The organism is Haloferax denitrificans ATCC 35960 (assembly GCF_000337795.1).
GTDB lineage: Archaea > Halobacteriota > Halobacteria > Halobacteriales > Haloferacaceae > Haloferax > Haloferax denitrificans.
Genome location: NZ_AOLP01000019.1, coordinates 56698 through 73884, shown reverse-complemented (window position 1 = coordinate 73884; position 17187 = coordinate 56698). Strand labels below are relative to the sequence as shown.

The window sequence follows — 17187 nt, the reverse complement described above, 5'->3', positions numbered from 1 at the left end:
TGCGCGGTCGGCGAAAAAGTCGAAATTCGAAGTCGAGCCGCGAGCCGTCGGCGAGACGGGCTTACGCTTCGGTCGCTTCGTCCTCGTCGACGTCGACTGCGACGTCGTCTTCGTCGACGCTGACGGCGGCTTCCTCTTCGGCCTCGACCTCTTCGGGGTGGGCTTCGAGGGAGAACTTCTTGACTTCGACGCGGCGCAGGGGGTAGATGACCTTCGCGTCGCCGTAGATGGCCGACGAGAGGCGACCCTCGACGACGCTCTCGGTGAGCGCGTCGTAGGTGTGGCCCGTGATGGCCTCGCGGGTGAGCTTCGTCATGATGCGACGAATCTCGTGTTCCTGGCTCCGGTCTGCCTTCTTCGTGGTGAAGGCGACGGGCTGGAGCTGGACGCGGTAGTCGTCCTTGGTGATGGCCGTGACGTTGGCCTCGATTTTGGACGCGCCGCGGCGGACGAGACTACGGAGGTAGTCTCGGGTGAGCTCCTGCTGGATGAACTCGGTGTAGGCGGCGTCGCTACCGACGTCGGTGATCTTGAAGGTGAGCTTGACGTTGTTCGCGCCCTGGTCGTCGTTGAGGTCGCCGAGGGTGGACTCGACGGTGCGACCGTTGATTTTCTCGGGTTCGTCCGCGAAGGTCGAACCGAGTTCCTTACGGTCGAAATTCTCGGGAGCGATGACGGTGTACCATCGCTTTCCGCGCTTCTGCTTGGAGACGGATCGTTCACTCATGGTTAGTGTCTGTGTGCGTTCGTGTGGCTTCGATGACGGTCTCGGCGACCGTCACGTTGACGACGTAGTCATCGACCGTGGCGTGCAGGCCGCCGGTCGAATCGCGTTCGATTGTGGTGACGAGTTCGTCCCCCTCGACTCGGCTGTGCATCGACTCCGTGTTGTCCGGTTCGAGCGCGCCGGCGACGATACCGGGGTCGTCGTGGGTCGTCCGCAGGGTCGCACGCCGGGTCATCGGCGCACCTCCCTGACGGCCGCGACGACGTCGCTCGGCTCCGCCGCGGAGTCGAACGTCATCGTCGCTTCCTTCGGCGACCCGGTCGCGGACGCGTCCGGCAGGTCGCTCGCGGCCGCGGCGAGATTCTCGTCGAGTCCGGCGGGGCCGGTCGAGACGAGGGCCGCGGCACCGACGCCGACCGCGAGAACGGTCGGCTCGGGCGAGCGGAAGTCGCGGGCGAGCCTCGCCACCGTGGCGAGCCGCCCCGGCGACGACAGGTCACAGGAGAGCGCGTAGAGGCGCTCGTAACGGCCCGTCGTCGCCTCGCGGAGCGCGGCGTGGGTCGCCCGCGCGTGGTCGCGCCACGCGTCGAGCGCGGCGTCCCGAACGTCGTGTCCGAGCGCCAGCGCGACGGCGGTCCCGGGCGACTCCCGGACGGTCGCGTCGAGCACGTCGGCGAAGCCGCCGACGGTTTCGAACGGTCCGTTCGGGGTCGCCTCCGGGCCCAAGACGCGTTCGACGGCGGTCGCCGCGCGAGCGGTCGCCTCGCCGCTCGTCGCGTCGATGGCGACGAGGGACGCGACGCGCCTGCGAGCGTCCGCGTCGAGTTCGGCCGGGAGCGACAGTTCGGCGAGCGTCGCCTGCGCGCGCTCCCTGTCGGCCGAAAACGGCGCGTGGACGAGCGTCGAGTGCGCCAGCCCGTCTGCGAGGTCGCCCGTGGGGACGGCCACGCCGGGTCCGGCTTCGACGCCCGCGTCGGCCGCGGCGCCCGCGAGTTCGATGTCGTCGTCCGGCGTCTCGCCGGCGGCGTGGAAGCCGGCCAGCGCGACCGCCGGGTCGGGGTCGACGCCGAGTTCGCGGACGACCGAAACGGCGCCGGTCGGGTCGAGTTCGAGGTCCGCATCGGCGTCCGACAGCCCGATAACCGCCACAACGTCGTCGTTTGCGACAGTGTCCGGGTCGTCGGTCGCGCGGATGCGGAAGGGGACGTCGAGTGTCCTGAGCGCCCGCCCGACGACACCGGCGGCCGCGACGGCGGCGCCGCTCCCGTGGACGCGGAGACGAACGAACGTCGCCTCGCGTAGGGTCGCGGCGGCGTGGGCGGCGGGTGTCTGTTCGGCGGGGCTCACGGACATTCAGTTACTCTTCGAGGAGTTCGACAGCGACGTCGTAGCTGTAGGTGAAGTCGTCGTCGAGCTTGTCGCCGCGGTAGTACGAGACGAGGCGGCGAATCTTCGACTCCGTGTTCTGGAGCGCGCGACGGTTGGACTTGTCCTGCTGGTTCTCCTCCATGTGCTCGCGGAGGCGGACGGCGCGCTCCATGAGGTTACGGAGGTCCTCGGGGAGGTCGCCTGCGGCGTCGTTCTCCTCGAGGATGGCGGTGACCTTCTTGCCCGTGGCGAGCTTGACGTCGGGGACGGGAACGCCCTTGACGCCTTCGTCGCGCAGGGACAGGCCGATCTGGCTCGGGTCCTTGCCCTGTTCTGCAAGTTCGACGACGCGGGCTTCGATGTCAGCCGCGTCGACGTCGCTCCACTCCGGTGCTTCGTCTGCCACCGGCTTGTCCGAGCTGGACGAGCCACGGCGGCGGGTGTGCATTCGTGCCATTGTTGCGGGTTGGAACCGCACTGACCGCAGAAACGAGTACCCCGCAGTCGTATCACCGACTACCGGGGCACTACCGCAATCCCAAGCCCGAACCGGGCGAGTCAGATTTGCGGCCGTGCTGGATTCCCATCGGGTTGTCCACGCGCGCCGGGTTAAACCGTTTCGACTCGGTCCCGACTCGACCCGGTCGGAATCGAAGGGCTTCTAAACGGGCGACGGCTATCGGAGGATGCGGGCTCGTAGATCAGTGGTAGATCACTCCCTTGGCATGGGAGAGGCCCCGGGTTCAAATCCCGGCGAGTCCACTCACTTCCTTCCGTCGCTTCGCTCCGTCAGTCGTTCGTGGACTCGCCGACGTCACGTTCGTTTCACTCACGTGACTCCCGGCGAGTCCATTTCTGAACGGAGTGAAAATGAGAATGAGCGCTCGGTTCGTCTACAGGTAACTCATTCGTCCGGCAACCGCGTTCGAGCAGTCGCGACAAACACGCCGATTCGACACGCTGTCGAGTGCGTCTGAAACCTCACGCCTCGTCTTCGAACACGCTCATGTCTTTCGCCGCGAGGTCGGTCACGTGCTTGACGATTTCGGGGTCGACCTGCGCGATGTCGTCGCCGTCGTGGACCTGTTCGTTGTGGCGCTCGATGGCGTCCGCGACCTCGGAAAGCGGAACGCGAGTGGTCGTGTCGCAGGCCTCACACACCACCGGGACTTCGGGAGCGTCGTCGTCAGTCATACCGAGTCGTTCCGCCAGCGACGGAAAAAACGAGTCGGTTCGTCGCCAGGAGCGCCGAGTCCGGGTGTGTGGGACGCACGCAATCACCCCACAGCCGTCGAACGATTCGAAGCCCTTATTTATCCGACCGGGGAATGGATGATTGCGTTTGAGGGCTCGTAGATCAGGGGTAGATCACTCCCTTGGCATGGGAGAGGCCCCGGGTTCAAATCCCGGCGAGTCCACTAATTTCTCTCTGGACTTCCGACGAGCGGAGCGAGTCGCGAAGCCAGAGTAAATTAGTCCTGTTCGAGACGGGATTTGAGCAGCGAGCAAATCTTCGATTTGCGAGTGAGTTCAAATCCCGTGAACTTCGTTCACGACCTTCGCAAACCTCCGGTTTGCTCAGTCCCGGCGAGTCCACTCACTTCCTTCCGTCGCTTCGCTCCGTCAGTCGTTCGTGGACTCGCCGACGTCACGTTCGTTTCACTCACGTGACTCCCGGCGAGTCCATTTCTGAACGAAGTGAAGAAATGACGAGGCGAGCGCTCGCTTCGTCTGCGAGCGACCCGCGAGTGCCTACATAGCATGCGAGACGGCAGTGCCGTCTCGCTCTCGGGACTCCCCGGGGAGTCCGCCAAGTTCTGGCACCACAATCTGTTGAAGTGTGTTCTCGTCAGTCTCGGCACCGTGTCCGGTGACCCACACACCCGCCGTCCCCGAACCGTCCCGGCGTCGCTGAGAGCGATACCTATCAGACGGGTCTACTTACCAGACTGTCAGGTACCCCGCGACGTTTTGACCCCGCATCTCCTTCAGTCAGGTAATGAGCGGTCGCCCCCGAGTCCCACTACTCTATCGCGTCGTCAGAGACCGGACGGCGCAGACCTCGCCGATTGCGGTGGTGCTTCTGTTAGCGGTCACGGTCGCCGGAACGACCGCCGTCGTCGCGCTCGGCGGCGTCGCCCTCGACGAGACGAAACAGGCGTCCCAACTGACGCGCGCCGAGCACTCGATGACGCTTTTCGACTCGCGGGTCGCCATCTCCGCGCTCGGGGAGGGCGAAACGCAGTACGTCGACCTCAGCGGCACCGGCGGCGGTGCCTACGTCGTCGACGACGACAGCGGCTGGCTGAGCATCACGCACAAGAACTACACCGACGACGGCGACGACCAAGAGCTCTACAACGAGTCGCTCGGGAGCGTCGAGTACCGCAACGGCGACGCCCGCATCGCCTACGAGGGCGGCGGCGTCTGGCGCACGCAGGACGGCGGCACGACGATGGTCTCGCCGCCGGAGTTCCACTACCGCGGGGCGACGCTGACGCTCCCGGTCGTCCGAGTCTCCGGTGACGGGTCGTCGTCGGGCGACGTGTCCGCGAGGGTCGCGGCGACCGAACGCGCCCATCGCATCTATCCGAATCAGACGGCACGTTACGACGAGCTACCGACGGACAGCTTCGACAACCCGGTCAGCAACGGGACAATCGTCGTGACGGTCCACAGCGACCACTACCGAGGGTGGGCAGGGTTCTTCGAATCACGGAGCGAGGGCACCGTGACGGTCGACGACGCCAACCAGACCGCGAGCGTGGAACTGGAGACGCTCGGTCTCGTCGGCGAGTTCCAGATGCCGAACGAGGGCACCTCGGTCGACGTGCGCGGGATGGCCGGGAACCACAACGTCTCGACGTTCACGCTCACGCTCTCGAACGACCAGCACCTCAAGAACATGGAGTGGGGGATGTACTACGACGGCGACCGGCGCGACCTCGAACTCCACGTGCAGGCGGACGGCAAGTGCGGGAACAGCGGTTACGACGGCACGTTCGACCTGACGCTCTACTACGCCACCGAGGACGGCAAGTACCACGGCTGGCAGGCGACCGACCTCGACCCCGACACGAGCGACGCGGTGAGCATCGACTGCTCGTCGAGCAACCCCGAAATCAGCGTCGACTTCACCAGTTCGCAGACGATGACCTACGGCGACATCCAGTCGGACAAGGGCTTCGGCAACCAGAACAAATGGCAGTTCGCCCCCGAAATCACGGACGGCGAGGCCTACGACAGCGTCACCTTCGACGAACACGACGCCGACAGCGGCCAGACGTTCTCGAAGGCCGCCGGCGACACCGCCCGGATGGACTTCGTCGTCAACCACTACTTCTCGCTCGCCGCGCCGCAGTTCGAACTGACCGTCACGGACGGGCCGGGTACCAGCCAGAGTGTCGACGAGTCCGGCTCGCGCGGCGAACTCGACTACGACCAGGCCGAGGGCGGCCAGTTCATCACCTTCCTGCACGTCACGGAAAACGAGGTCGAAGTCGACGTCGAGTGAGGTACTCAGTCGGCGAACGTCATGTCGACCGACGTCGAGACGACGTGGACGCGCGCCGTCCCGTTGACGTGACACGAGACGCTCGGGTAGGCGTCCGGCGGCTCAACCACATCGCCGCAGGTCACGTCGGGGCGGCTCGATAGCTCTCGCTCCCAGAGCGCCGCACGCGGGGAGCGAACGGTCAGGTTCACGTCGTACGGGCCGTCGGTCCGCGCGGCCAACACGTCGCTCGCGGCCTTGTCGGCGCGGATGAGGAACGTCCCCGACCCGCCGACGGAGGTCGTCGCCTCCTCGTCGGGCCGCGTCACGAACGCCGGAATCAACACCCGCTCGTCGGTGAGCACCAGCGACGGTCGCCGGACGAACGTCCCGGTGTCGCCGCGGGTCCGAAAGAGCGCGTCGAACGCGTAGACGACTCGCTCGTCGCTTGAATCCGCCTCGTAGACGATTGGCGACACCTCGTAGGTGTTGGTGAAGTTGTCCGACGGGTCACCCGACCGCTCTCCGGAGACGACGAACTCGACGGGCCGGTCGAGCGTCAGGCTGGCGTCCTGAAGCTTCACCTCGGTCGCCCGACTCGGCGCGCCGCGGTCGGCGATGTCCTCCATGTTGTCGCCGAGGATGTCCAGCGCGCGCTCGGCGTTGTTGACGCGCTCGACGTCGCGGGCGTCTTGGAGGCCGGTCATCCCGACGGCGGTGACGAGACCGACCATCGAGAGGACGATGGCGAAGACGAAGACGAACCCGAGCGTGTCGCTCACGGCGCGGTCGCTCACGACACCACCTCCAGCGTCCCCGACGGCGAGTCGTAGGTGATGGTCACGTCGCCGCCGTCGAGGCGGCTCGCCGCCAGCGACGTTTCGGTCTTGACCGGCACGCGGACCGTCACCTCGGGGTCGGTCGAAGTGAGCACGAGTTCGGTCGGCGGACCGGGTTCGACCTCGATGGTGTAGGTCGTGCCGGCGACCCTCGGCGGCAGTCGAATCGTCGCCTCGACCCGCGACTCGCCGGGGGCGGCCCCGATTCGGTCGACCGACTCGATGCCGGCCGCGAGCCGGTTGCCGACGACGTCGAGCTCCGTCTCCGTCACCCGCTTGCGCTCGTCGGAGACGAACCCGCCGGCGGCGACCATCAGCCCCGAGATGAGGACGACCGTGATGGAGAGCGTGAGAACGTAACCGAGCGCCGTCGAGACGCCGCGGTCGGTCGAGCGACCCCGAGCGCGAAGCGCGCGCTTCCCGCGCCGAGTGCGGTCTGCTCGGTCGTCCGGGAGCGTCGGCGGCGTCACGCAATCTCACCCGGGGCGACCCGGACCTCGCGGGAGACGTACGTTTCGCCCGACTCGTAGACGTACGAGACGGTGACGGCGTACAGCGCCTCCTGTGCGACCGGCGACGACCCGCTTCCGGCGGGTTCGTACTTCGTCGCGTCGAAGACCGTGGCGTTCGTCTCGTCCACGTACAGTTCGTAGGACCCCTCGGCCTCCGCCGCGTTCCGATACGAGACCGTGACCGGGCCGTCGAGGTCGGTGTGAACCGCGTCGAGCGGGTCGCAGGCGGTCCCGTTGAGTCGGCCGTCGGCGACGTCGACGGTGACGTAGTCGCCCGCGTCGGCCGCGACGCTACAGGTCGTCCGGGTCCCGCCGGCGTCCACGACGGCCACGAAGACGCGCCCCTGCGTCATATTCTGGTAGATTTCGGTCTCGACGGCGTCGGTCCCGTCGTCGACGACGAGTTCGAACGCCGACCCGCTACTCGTTGCGAGCGAGTCGCGCGAGACGTTGACCCGGACGCCGCGGACGCCGACGTCGCTCGCGAGGGTCCAGTCGGCCGTCTCGTTCCTGTCGGTGAAGTTCCGCGCCGCGTCGGTCTGAGAGATGCGCGTGCCCCGGACGTGGCTGACGCGCTCGGCGTCCGTCGCGGCCCCCCTGACCGCGGCGAGCGTCGCGGCCGCGTCGCTCCAGTTGCCGAACGTCTCGTCGAACTCGTCGGCGAGCTCGCCGTACGTGCCGCCCTCGCGGTTGGCCTCGTCGAGGACCGCCCCCGCACCCGCCTCCACCGCGCCGCCGTGGGTGACCGCGCCGTCGAGGTTCGTGTCGGTCGTCCGGGTTGCGAGGTTCTCCGTGTAAATCGCGGTGTTGAGCGTCAGCGCGAGACCGACGAGGAGCACCGCGATTGCGAGCGCGGCGACGAGCATCAGCTGGCCGCGGTCGTCGCCGCCGAGACGCTTTGCCTCGTCCGACGCTCTCACCTGGGCCGACTCTCTCACCCCCTCAACCGCGTCGCTCGCGCGCTCGAACCCGTCGGTCACATCCGCCATACGACCACCTCCACGTCGACGACGCCGTACAGCGACCCCGCGCTCCCGTCCTGCACGAAGTACGACTCGTCGGCCGCGGCGTCGACCGATTCGAGCGTCTTCGGCGTCTCGACCGCGCGGGGGTCGCCGCCCGGTGAGGTTCCCGGTTCGGTCAGCGTGTCGTCGTCCGTGAGCGTCACGAGCCGGGTCCGCGAGACGGCGTGGTCGCTCGGCTCGCCCATGTACACGAGGCGGGTCGTCCGCCGGACCTCCCGGTCGCGAAGGTAGTGCAGGTAGACGTTGAACGCGATGCCGCGGTCCAAGAAGGACTCGTTGAGCATCGCCCCGAAGGCGGTCGGCGGCCCGCCGTCGACGTAGTAGCCGCGGGCGTCGATGCCGTAGAAGCTCCCGTTTTCGGGGTGCGTGAACAGCACCGTCCGCTTCAGCGCGTCGGTCTCGGCGGCCGCCGTCAGGACGCCGTCGGCGACGGCGGCCTGCTGGTTTTCGATGTGTTGGCTCGACGTGCTCGCGGTCAGCGGCGTCACCGCGGTCACCTGCAACGCGAACGTGACGCTGGCGAGAAGCACCATCGCGGCGACGAGCGCTTCGAGCGCGTGGGCCTGTGCGCGAGCCACGGTCACCACACCCTCACCGAGAGTTCGTGGAGGTCGCCGTCGAGCAGGATGGCCCGCCGCGCGGTGACGACGCTCCGGGTGGTCGGGACCGGCTCGCCGGTCGTCTCGACGACGCTCCCGTCACGCGAGAGCGTGACGTTGAGCCCGTAGGACGCGTCGATGCCGGTCGCGGTGTTGGGGTCGGCACTGCCGTAGTCGCAGTCTCCGGGGGGCTCGTCGGGGGAGTCCCCGTCGAAGAACGCCTCGGTACAGACCGGGTCGAGCACGTCGGGGTTCTCGTCGTCGACGAGCAGGCGCTGAGTGAGCGAGTCGGCGGCGCGGTTGGCGACGAGCGGGCGGTCCTGTTCGGCCTCGAAGGGGTCGAGAATCTGCGGGATGGTGCCGACGACCCACGCGACCGCGAGGAGGAAGATGCCGACGCCGACGGCGAAGTCGATGGTCGTCTGAGCGCGGGCGCTCCGGCCGCTCGTCTCGCGGCGGCCGTCACCGCGGCCCCGCCGCGTCATCCGACCACCATCCACACCGCGAGCGAGAGCGTCTGGAGGATGACGACGAACTTGACCCCCGAAAGGAGGTCCGCGTTGCGGATGTAGCCGCTGATGAATCCCGACAGCATCGCCTGGATGGTGACGCCGTGGAAGAACAGAAGCGACAGCAGGTCGGGGTCGATGCCGCCGCCGAAGCTCGGCCCGCCGGTCGTCGCGCCGCCGGAGCTCGACGCCTGCGACGAGAGCCCGGCCATCACGTCGAGGAACTGCGTCTTCAGGATGGCCATCACCGCGAGTAGCGTCACGTAGGTCATGAGGATGATGGCGACCTGCATCCGGGTCCGCGAGATGCGCTCGCGCTCGATGTCGTCTTGGTTCTCGGAGGCCTGCGCGGCCGTCGTCAGCACCTCGGTAATCTGGCTCGACGCCTCCTGTGCCTTCGTGATGAGCTTGACCGTCCGGGCGAGCCGCGGGATGTGGTACTTGTTGTTGAACTCGACGAGCGCCTCTTTGAGGCTCATCCCGTAGTGGACCTTCGCGTACATCACCTCGAACTCGTCGGCGAGCTTCCCCGAGGAGGTGTCGGAGACGGTCTTGACGGATTCGAGGAGCGTCTGGCCGGTGTCGTTCGCGCTCGATAGCTTGCGGAGGTTGTCGGAGAGCTTCCCCGTGATGGCCGCCCGCGAGTGGACGTTCCACTCGTGGAAGACGGTCAGCGGCACCGCGACGAGGTAGACCGGAACGTAGAACCAGATGAACGTCCCCCAGACGGGGCTGGCTATCATCCCGTCCCACGTCGTCGGGGCGGCCCCGCCGACGACGGAGACGGCGAGGAGCGCGAGCGCCGCCGGAACCGTCAGCGCGAGGGTGAAAAGCGGATGCTGTTTGAAAAACAGGTGCGGCCGGCGCAGGAGCTCTTTCGTCTTGAACGTCCCCTCGCGGGACTTGATGCGCGAAAAGAGGCTGAACTCGCCGACGTAGCTCTCGATGAGTCCCATGTGGACGAGCCCCTCGCGCTGTTGGCCCTGCAGGCGGTCGCTCTCGTCTTCGGGGCTGAGGAAGCCGTCGCCGATTTCGTCCTGTTTGACCGTCGAGACGAGCACGAGGAAACCGACGCCGGTCAGCGGGATGAGCCCGTAGACGGTCGCGTACAGCAGGCTCGACTGGGCCTCCCCGAGCATGCTCATGATGACGAGGATGATGATGAGAAGCAACGGGAACAGCGACAGCGTCATGTACATCTCGCCGAACAGCTCCATCGTCTCCAGCGTCTGTTCCTGCTGTTGTTTCGCGGTCCGGAGGTGCTTGTCCTTCTTGTCGTCGAGGAAGCCCTGCATGTCGCCGCCGGAGTTGACGATAGAGAGCATGTCCGTCAGGAACTGCGAAAGCTCGTCGGAGGGGGTCAAAAGCGCCTGATGGCGGATGGCGTTGCGGTAGTCGGTGCCGAAGTACTCCGTCTCCTGAACGATGCTCTGGAACTCCCGGGAGACCTCGCCGTAAGTGTCTTCGGCGCGGGCCATCGCCTCCAGAATCTCCAGTTGGTTCAGCCCGCCCACGGAGAGGGCGTACATGAACGAGACGGCGTCGGACAGGAGCATGTTTATCTCGCGTTTCCGCGCGGACGCCGTCGAGTACGGGATGGCGACGAGCGTCCCGAACCCGCCGGCGAAGCCGAGCGACCCGAAGACGACCCCCGAGACGACGACCGCCGCGGGCATCACGAGGGACCGAAGCGTGGCCGCCGTGGCCTCGCTCCCGACCGGAATCCCGAGGCTCAGCGAGTCGGACGAGACGAGTCCGAGCGCGAAGACGCCGTAGCCGACGACCATGCCGACGAGCCACAGCACGAGACCGACGAGCACGCCGACCGCGAGCGCCCGCGAGAGGTAGAGCTCGACCGTGTCGGGCATCCGGGCCTGCTGGAGCTTCTCTTCGACGTCGGCGACGAACTCGCCGTCCGTGTCGAAGAGAAGCTGAAACAGCGGGTAGAAGGCGTCGCCGAGGGTGTCGGTACTGCGGTCGAGCCCGCCCGAGGTGTTCGAATCGAGGTTGCTCATCTACTCCTCCTCACCAGAGTCCGGGCCGCGCGCGTCCGCGTCGTCGGCGTCCGGTGGGTCGTCGGCCTCGGCCGCCTCGAAGCCCCCCCACGTCTCGTCTTCGTGGCCTCTCTCGTCGTCCGGATTCGACCCGTCGTCTGCGTTCGCGGCCGCCCCCGCCTCTGACTCCGACCCTCCGTCGATGCCGAACGCGCCGAAGAAGTCGTCGAGGTCGGCGTCGTCGTTGGGGTCGGACAGCGAGGGGGCGTCGTCGCGGAAGCTGAACGGCCCGTCGGCGTCTTCGAAGCCGACGGGGTCGTCGCCGCCGTCGTCCGCCGGCCCGTCCGGTCCGTCGTCGGCGTCGCGCCCCGCCTCCAGCGCGGGCGTCTCGTCCTCGCCATCGAGCGACGAGGGGCCGCTCTCGCCCTCGATTTCGGGCGTGTCGTCGCCCGGTTCGAGTTCGGACCGGTCGCGTCCCTCGCCGAGTTCGGGGTCGCGGCTCGACGCGTCGAGCGAGTCGAGTTCGTCCCGCTCGCCGGGCGTCGCCTCGACGTCCGGCTCGTCGCGCATGTGGTTGAGCGCCTCCGCGACCTCGCCAACGTCGCGGTCGCGGTACTCGGGAAACAGCTCATCTTCGGCCCGGCGGAGGATTTCTTTCGCCAGCTTTCGGACGTGTTCCGGCGGGTCGGGTCGCGGGACCATCGCCTCGCTTTCGGGGTCGATGTTGATGTGGACCGACTCCATCTCCCGGAGGTCTTCGAGGCTCCGTTCGAGGTCGTCGGTCGCCATCAGCCCGAGAATGGTGTCCTGGTCGTTGATGAACGCCTGAAACGTCGCCGCGACCTGCGTGTAGGTGTTGAGCCCGCGGTCGATGAGGTACGCGAGGATGACCTGTCGCTTGAAAATCTCCAGTTCGAGCGTCTCGTGGTTCCAGCCGCGGTCGAACTTTATCTCTTCGAGCGTGTTCGACGAGCCCATCTGGAGGAACTCGTCTGTCTCGGCCTGCCACTGGTAGACGTCTTGGACGTTAATCTCGTCGTTCTCGGGGTCGTAGTGGTTGATTTCGGTGAGCGACTTGTTCCGTCGCACCTTGTTGCCGCCGACCCGCGTCGAGGTCTGGATGGACACGAGGTCGAGCGCGGTGAACATCGTCTTCGAGACGTTGATGGGCGCGGTCGTAAACCGCTTGAGCACCTCGCCGACCGAGTCGGCGTGGAACGTCGTGTAGGTGGTGTGGCCCGTGGACATGACCTGAAACAGCGTCCGGCCCTCCTCGCCGCGAATCTCGCCCATGACGATGTAGTCGGGGCGCTGACGGAGCGCGGCTTCGAGCAGGTCGAACTCGTCCACGTCGCCTTTGTCGTCGTCCGCGAACGACGGCCGGGTGACGGAGGCAATCCAGTTCCGCTGGGGCAGTTCGACCTCGCGGGTGTCCTCGATGGAGACGATTTTCGTGTTCGACGGGATGAAAAGCGAGACGGCGTTGAGCGAGGTGGTCTTGCCCGAGGCGGTGCCGCCCGCGAAGATGAGGCTCTTGTCGTTTTCGATGCAGAGCCAGAGGAACGCCATCTCCTCCAGCGAGAACGTCGACCAGTTGATGAGGTCGATTGGCGTGAACGGGACGTCCTTGAACTGGCGGATGGTGTAGTTCGTCCCGTGGTCCGACACCTCGCGGCCGAGGGTGAGCTGTGCGCGCGACCCGTCGGGGAGCGTCGCGTCCACCTGTGGGCGGCGCTTCGAGATGCCCTTCCCGGAGCGCTGGGCGAGTTTCACGACGAAGTCGTCGAGTTCGCCCTCGCCGTGGTAGACGTTCGAGATGATCTGCTCGTAGTCGGAGTGGTAGACGAACACCGGCGAGTTGTAGCCGTCGCAGGAGATGTCCTCGACGTTGATGTCGTGTTTGATGCCGTCGATGCGCTCGTAGCCGATGAAGTCCCGCCGGAGGTAGTACTGGAGCTTCCGGACTTGGTAGTCGTTCAGGTCGTCGGCGTCGTCTGCGAGGACCGCCGGCTCGGGCCGGGCGGCGATGCCGTCGATGCCCCCGAGCGGGGCGTCCGCGTCGGTGTCTCGGGAGCGACTGCCGAAGACCGAGCCCAGCCCGAGACGGCTCCCGAGGCCACCGAACCGCCCGGTGGTCGCGGCGGTCGTCGACGCGTCGCTCGCCGAGCCGGTTCCGCCGCCGAAAAGACCGCCCAGTCCGAGTCGAGACGCGAGCCCGGAGGACTCCGCCGCGGATTCCGCCGCCGCCCCGTCAGCGGCCGACTCGTCGTCGCTTTCGCCGCCCGCCGCCGACGCCGGCGGGTCGTAGAGGTCGTACCGCGAGAGCAGTTCGTAGGTCTCGGCTTCGATGACCTGACCGCGGTTGTCGCGGCCGCCCTCGACGACGCTGTCGTCGCCGTACTTGATGGCGGTCCGGAGCTTGTTCGTGAGAAACTCCGTCAGGTCGTCTTCGATGCGGTTCAGGTGAGGTTCGACGACGTAGTACTTCTTTTCGTTTTCCTTGACGGAGTGGAAGATGATGACGAACGCGTAGGGCTTGTTCACCCAGTAGCGCTCGACCTCGCGGAAGTGCGTCTTCTTCTCCATCGGGACGGCTTTTTCGAGGTCGTACCGGTTCGCCAGCGTGGTCGTGCCGTCGACGCTGGAGAAAAACGCGTCCTCGTCGAACTCGGGGTCGACGTCGACCGTGCGCTCGTCGACGACCGCGTCGAGTTCCTTGCCGCGCTGTCCGGCCCGCGCCAGCGCGTTCTCGATGTGGTCGGGGTCGAAGCCCAGCGCCGCCTCGCCGTCGAAGGGGACGATTTCGCCCGCCGAATCTCGCGGGCGAGAGCCGTCGTCCTCGTAGTAGTACTCGCGTTTGTAGTGCTCCCACAGCCACACGTCCTTGACGACGGGCGTCGTCTCGGGGTCGCAGAAGGCCTCGAACTGCTCGAAGATGTCTTTCGCGTGCGCGCCGCGCTCGCCGACGACGGCAGACACGTCGACCGGGTGACAGTCGAGGAACTCCTCGGGGTCGAGGTCGACGCGGTCCCAGTCGGTCCGCGTCAGCGCCGCGGCCGTCCCGTCGTCGTCTTCCCACCGGGACGTTCCGGGCGCGTCGCGTCCCGTCCGCGGGTCGGTCCCGTAGAGCGCTTCTACGTCGCCGTCACTGCCGTATTCGTCGAGAAAATCCGCCCACGTGTACGACCCCACGCGCGCGTTCGACGCCTGCTCCGGAGCGGTGTCGCTCTCCTCGGGCGACGTCACATCACCCGTTAACGCCTTTTGGTCCCCTCCGTCGGCGTCGTCGGTTGCCATTGTGACGGGGTATTCGGGCCGATGGAAAAGTCTTTTTCTCAATTAACTCACAATTTAAGTCCTTTTTAAGTCCCATTTTTATACACATTTATAAGTGCACGCCGTTCCGCACTCGGAGCGACGGGGCGGTAAATCAGGGCTTAATGGTCCCGTGAGTCACCCGTCTGGGTGACGGACCACCGTCTGAGGCCAGTGCCTCGTCTGCCGGGGACAGGTCGGCGGGGCGGTCGACGAACTGGTCAAAACAAAGCGAGACGGCGAGGGAATTTCGGACGGGATGCGGGCGTGACGGGAGTCCCGCGAGCGGAGCGAGTGGGACTCAGGAACGCCCGCGGAACGAACGAAGTGAGAGAGGCAGGCGCGGCGGGATTCGAACCTCGGTCGCTCACTGGCGTTCGCTCCCTGATTCGAATCCCGTACGAGGCGTTCCGACACGCCTCGCTGTCGCTCGGCGGTCTCCACGGGCGCGACGGGAGTCCCGCGAGCGGAGCGAGTGGGACTCAGGAACGCCCGCGGAACGAACGAAGTGAGAGTAGCGGGCGTGACGGGATTGAGCAAACGCGGAGCGTTTGCGATGTACGCCGCGTCGGCCGAACGAAGTGAGCGAAGCGGGCGCGGCGGGATTCGAACCAGACCGAGACTCGCTTCGCTCGTCTCGTAGGATTACGAATCCCGTCATGCCGGTTCGCTCGTCGCTACGCTCCTCACTGCACGGGCGTGACGGGATTCGAACCCGCGATCGAGAGGTTAGGAACCTCTCGCCCTGTCCACTAGGCCACACGCCCCACGGCGCTATCTCTCAGGACCGGTCAAAAATCGCGTGGTTCACACTGGGGCGGGCAGAAGAGAGAGAAAGTGGGCCGCGTTTACTTCGAGGATTCGGTCGAAGCGGACTCGGTCGAAACCGAGTCAGCCGAGCTCTCGTCGGTCGCGTCGTCTTCGTCGTCGTCGCCCGCCACGTCCTGCAGTTCGTCTTCGATCTCTTCGCGGCCGCGCTGGAACTCGCCGATGGCCTGCCCGGAGGACCGTGCGAGCTTCGGAATCTTGTTGGCGCCGAACAGCAAGACGACGATGAGCAGGACGACGAGCAGCTCGGGCCCGCCCGGGAGTCCCGGGAACAGTGGGGTGATGGTATCGAACATCGCTATCTCTGCGTTACCTAGTGGCAATTATAGGCTTTTTGCCTTCTACGGGTTCTGGAAAGACGGAATATCGTCGCCTCGGAACTCTCGAATCGGCCGAATCGACGCGTCTCGGCGCGTCACTCCTACGAAAAGCTTGTGGCCGGTCGTCGGACGCCCTCGCTCGTCCCGCTGTTGGCGACCGTGTCTGGTCGCCGCCGGTGGTCCCCCTGAATTTCCGCCGACGGTGAAATAATGTGGGCGGAGTCGAATGGCACCCGTATGGTATCAGTCGGCGACGCCGCCCCGGAGTTCACCGCACCGCTTACCGACATCGACGGCGACATCGAGTCGTTCACGCTCTCGGAGAACCTCGACGACGCGCCGCTCGTCCTCGCGTTCTTCCCCGCGGCCTTCACCGGCACGTGCACCACCGAGATGTGCACCTTCCGCGACCAGATGGCCAACTTCGAGGACGTCGGCGCGACGGTGTACGGCATCAGCATCGACACGCCGTTCACGCTGACGGAGTTCGCCGAGCAGAACGGCCTCAACTTCGGCCTCATCAGCGACACGAACCGCGAACTCGTCGACGCCTACGACGTGGCGATGGACTTCGCGGACCTCGGCGTCAACCGCGTGGCGAAGCGCGCGGTGTTCGTCGTGGACGGCGACGGCGAAGTCACCTACGCGTGGGTCAGCGACGACCCCGGCGTCGAACCCGACTACGAGGCGGTCGAGGCCGCCGCCGGGAAACTCGAAGAGCCGAGCGAGGCCGCGTAGAGCCGCGGTACCGCGTGACGCGGTAGCGAACCTGATTCGAAGCCCAAGTCCTTTTCTCTCCGTGTGACCACCTTGCGGGTTATGAGCGATACCGAAGACACCCTGAACGGCGGCCGCGTCTACGACCCCGAAGCGGACCACGCCTTCCCCGACGAGAAGCTCAACGAGGTGCTTCCCGCCCTCCTCGACGACGAAGAGGTGACGACGCTCCTCGAAGCGCAGAACGTGAACGCGGTGACGCGCAAGGGCTACAACGACCACGGCCCGAAGCACATCGAAATCGTCCGCAACCGCGCGCTCCGGCTGTACGACCTGCTCAAGGCCGGCGACTGTGAGTTCAACGGCGCGGCCGAACAGGGGCTCGACGAGGCCGACGAGGCGGTCATCGTCGCCCTCGCGGCGCAACTGCACGACATCGGCCACATCGTCCACCGCGACAACCACGCCTACTACTCGATTCCGCTCGCGTCGGACGTGCTCGACCGCTTTCTCCCCGAGTTCTACGGCGTCGCCGACGCGGTCCGCGTCAAGGCGGAGGTGCTCCACGCCATTCTCTGTCACCACCGCGAGGAGGACCCGCTGACGCTCGAAGCCGGCGTCATCCGCGTCGCCGACGCGCTCGACATGGAGCGCGGCCGGTCGCGCATCCCCTACGAGAAGGGCGGCCGCGGCATCAACACGCTCTCCAGCCGCGCCATCAACAACGTCGTCCTGAAGCCCGGCGACGAGTCGCCCGTCCTCGTCGAAATCGAGATGGTAAACGCCGCCGGCGTCTATCAGGTCGACAATCTCCTGAAGGCGAAACTCGACGGCTCCGGCCTCGAAGAACACGTCCGCATCGTCGCGGTCAACACGAAGTCCGACGACAGGCTCGTCGAGCGCATCGAGCTCTGAGCGGCGCGTCGGGCGTCGAAAAATAG

The 17187-nt window shown here is 66.6% G+C and carries 16 protein-coding genes and 3 tRNA genes; 5 read left to right on the top strand and 14 right to left on the bottom strand.

Annotated features, from left to right (window positions below; genetic code table 11):
* Positions 1-61: 61 nt before the first annotated feature.
* From C438_RS16640 to C438_RS16625, 4 genes are read right to left on the bottom strand one after another with little or no spacing between them, the layout of a single operon-like run.
* On the bottom strand, positions 62-727 hold the full coding sequence (locus tag C438_RS16640) for a 30S ribosomal protein S3ae (RefSeq protein WP_004970864.1): 666 nt from the start codon (positions 725-727) through the stop codon (positions 62-64).
* Complete coding sequence (locus C438_RS16635; RefSeq protein WP_004970863.1) at positions 720-962, bottom strand: KEOPS complex subunit Pcc1; 243 nt, start codon at positions 960-962, stop codon at positions 720-722. Before C438_RS16635 ends, C438_RS16640 begins: the two co-directional genes overlap by 8 nt.
* Positions 959-2080 carry a hypothetical protein gene (locus C438_RS16630; protein WP_004970862.1) on the bottom strand — a complete coding sequence of 374 codons (1122 nt, stop codon included), beginning with the start codon at positions 2078-2080 and terminating at the stop codon, positions 959-961. The genes C438_RS16635 and C438_RS16630 overlap by 4 nt, the downstream gene beginning before the upstream one ends.
* 4 nt (positions 2081-2084) lie before the next feature.
* A complete protein-coding gene (locus C438_RS16625) occupies positions 2085-2552 on the bottom strand; it encodes a 30S ribosomal protein S15 (protein ID WP_004970861.1) in 468 nt (155 codons plus the stop codon).
* A 233-nt stretch (positions 2553-2785) separates the two neighbouring features.
* On the opposite strand from C438_RS16625, the gene C438_RS16620 reads away from it, so the two are divergent.
* Positions 2786-2857 (top strand) — tRNA-Ala (locus C438_RS16620).
* Between the two features lie 219 nt (positions 2858-3076).
* On the opposite strand, the gene C438_RS16615 is transcribed toward C438_RS16620, so the two are convergent.
* The gene (locus C438_RS16615; RefSeq protein ID WP_004970860.1) at positions 3077-3289 is read right to left on the bottom strand and encodes a hypothetical protein; all 213 of its coding nucleotides are present in this window, start codon (positions 3287-3289) and stop codon (positions 3077-3079) included.
* Positions 3290-3441: 152 nt separating this feature from the next.
* On the opposite strand from C438_RS16615, the gene C438_RS16610 reads away from it, so the two are divergent.
* Positions 3442-3513 (top strand) — tRNA-Ala (locus tag C438_RS16610).
* A 581-nt stretch (positions 3514-4094) separates the two neighbouring features.
* On the top strand, positions 4095-5609 hold the full coding sequence (locus C438_RS16605) for a DUF7289 family protein (protein WP_049918184.1): 1515 nt from the start codon (positions 4095-4097) through the stop codon (positions 5607-5609).
* A gap of 5 nt (positions 5610-5614) precedes the next feature.
* Here C438_RS16605 and C438_RS16600 read toward each other — a convergent pair whose 3' ends face one another.
* The 9 genes from C438_RS16600 to tatA all read right to left on the bottom strand — a co-directional run bounded on the left by C438_RS16600 (position 5615) and on the right by tatA (position 15505).
* Complete coding sequence (locus C438_RS16600; RefSeq protein WP_004970858.1) at positions 5615-6385, bottom strand: DUF7289 family protein; 771 nt, start codon at positions 6383-6385, stop codon at positions 5615-5617.
* Entirely contained in the window at positions 6382-6897 is a 516-nt protein-coding gene (locus C438_RS16595; RefSeq protein WP_004970857.1) for a DUF7266 family protein, read from the bottom strand. Before C438_RS16595 ends, C438_RS16600 begins: the two co-directional genes overlap by 4 nt.
* Positions 6894-7928: a hypothetical protein gene (locus C438_RS16590; protein WP_004970856.1), complete on the bottom strand. Its 1035-nt coding sequence runs from the start codon at positions 7926-7928 to the stop codon at positions 6894-6896. The genes C438_RS16595 and C438_RS16590 overlap by 4 nt, the downstream gene beginning before the upstream one ends.
* Positions 7916-8551, bottom strand: a complete 636-nt coding sequence (locus C438_RS16585) for a DUF7288 family protein (protein WP_004970855.1) — start codon at positions 8549-8551, stop codon at positions 7916-7918. Before C438_RS16585 ends, C438_RS16590 begins: the two co-directional genes overlap by 13 nt.
* On the bottom strand, positions 8545-9048 hold the full coding sequence (locus C438_RS16580) for a DUF7287 family protein (protein ID WP_004970854.1): 504 nt from the start codon (positions 9046-9048) through the stop codon (positions 8545-8547). Before C438_RS16580 ends, C438_RS16585 begins: the two co-directional genes overlap by 7 nt.
* The gene (locus C438_RS16575) at positions 9045-11087 is read right to left on the bottom strand and encodes a type II secretion system F family protein (protein ID WP_004970852.1); all 2043 of its coding nucleotides are present in this window, start codon (positions 11085-11087) and stop codon (positions 9045-9047) included. Before C438_RS16575 ends, C438_RS16580 begins: the two co-directional genes overlap by 4 nt.
* A complete protein-coding gene (locus tag C438_RS16570) occupies positions 11088-14363 on the bottom strand; it encodes a type II/IV secretion system ATPase subunit (protein ID WP_004970851.1) in 3276 nt (1091 codons plus the stop codon).
* A 712-nt stretch (positions 14364-15075) separates the two neighbouring features.
* Positions 15076-15148: transfer RNA gene (locus C438_RS16565), tRNA-Arg, on the bottom strand.
* An 81-nt stretch (positions 15149-15229) separates the two neighbouring features.
* Complete coding sequence (gene tatA / locus C438_RS16560; RefSeq protein WP_004970850.1) at positions 15230-15505, bottom strand: twin-arginine translocase TatA/TatE family subunit; 276 nt, start codon at positions 15503-15505, stop codon at positions 15230-15232.
* Between the two features lie 261 nt (positions 15506-15766).
* On the opposite strand from tatA, the gene C438_RS16555 reads away from it, so the two are divergent.
* The gene (locus C438_RS16555) at positions 15767-16267 is read left to right on the top strand and encodes a redoxin domain-containing protein (protein ID WP_004970849.1); all 501 of its coding nucleotides are present in this window, start codon (positions 15767-15769) and stop codon (positions 16265-16267) included.
* Positions 16268-16348: 81 nt separating this feature from the next.
* Entirely contained in the window at positions 16349-17161 is an 813-nt protein-coding gene (locus tag C438_RS16550; protein WP_004970848.1) for an HD domain-containing protein, read from the top strand.
* The last annotated feature ends 26 nt before the right edge of the window (positions 17162-17187 follow it).

What these genes read in the sequence shown, in the direction of transcription:
- C438_RS16640 (WP_004970864.1), bottom strand. Translation starts at nt 727, where the DNA reads ATGAGTGAACGATCCGTCTCCAAGCAGAAGCGCGGAAAGCGATGGTAC.
- C438_RS16635 (WP_004970863.1), bottom strand. Translation starts at nt 962, where the DNA reads ATGACCCGGCGTGCGACCCTGCGGACGACCCACGACGACCCCGGTATC.
- C438_RS16630 (WP_004970862.1), bottom strand. Translation starts at nt 2,080, where the DNA reads ATGTCCGTGAGCCCCGCCGAACAGACACCCGCCGCCCACGCCGCCGCG.
- C438_RS16625 (WP_004970861.1), bottom strand. Translation starts at nt 2,552, where the DNA reads ATGGCACGAATGCACACCCGCCGCCGTGGCTCGTCCAGCTCGGACAAG.
- C438_RS16615 (WP_004970860.1), bottom strand. Translation starts at nt 3,289, where the DNA reads ATGACTGACGACGACGCTCCCGAAGTCCCGGTGGTGTGTGAGGCCTGC.
- C438_RS16605 (WP_049918184.1), top strand. Translation starts at nt 4,095, where the DNA reads ATGAGCGGTCGCCCCCGAGTCCCACTACTCTATCGCGTCGTCAGAGAC.
- C438_RS16590 (WP_004970856.1), bottom strand. Translation starts at nt 7,928, where the DNA reads ATGGCGGATGTGACCGACGGGTTCGAGCGCGCGAGCGACGCGGTTGAG.
- C438_RS16580 (WP_004970854.1), bottom strand. Translation starts at nt 9,048, where the DNA reads ATGACGCGGCGGGGCCGCGGTGACGGCCGCCGCGAGACGAGCGGCCGG.
- C438_RS16575 (WP_004970852.1), bottom strand. Translation starts at nt 11,087, where the DNA reads ATGAGCAACCTCGATTCGAACACCTCGGGCGGGCTCGACCGCAGTACC.
- C438_RS16570 (WP_004970851.1), bottom strand. Translation starts at nt 14,363, where the DNA reads ATGGCAACCGACGACGCCGACGGAGGGGACCAAAAGGCGTTAACGGGT.
- tatA (WP_004970850.1), bottom strand. Translation starts at nt 15,505, where the DNA reads ATGTTCGATACCATCACCCCACTGTTCCCGGGACTCCCGGGCGGGCCC.
- C438_RS16555 (WP_004970849.1), top strand. Translation starts at nt 15,767, where the DNA reads ATGGTATCAGTCGGCGACGCCGCCCCGGAGTTCACCGCACCGCTTACC.
- C438_RS16550 (WP_004970848.1), top strand. Translation starts at nt 16,349, where the DNA reads ATGAGCGATACCGAAGACACCCTGAACGGCGGCCGCGTCTACGACCCC.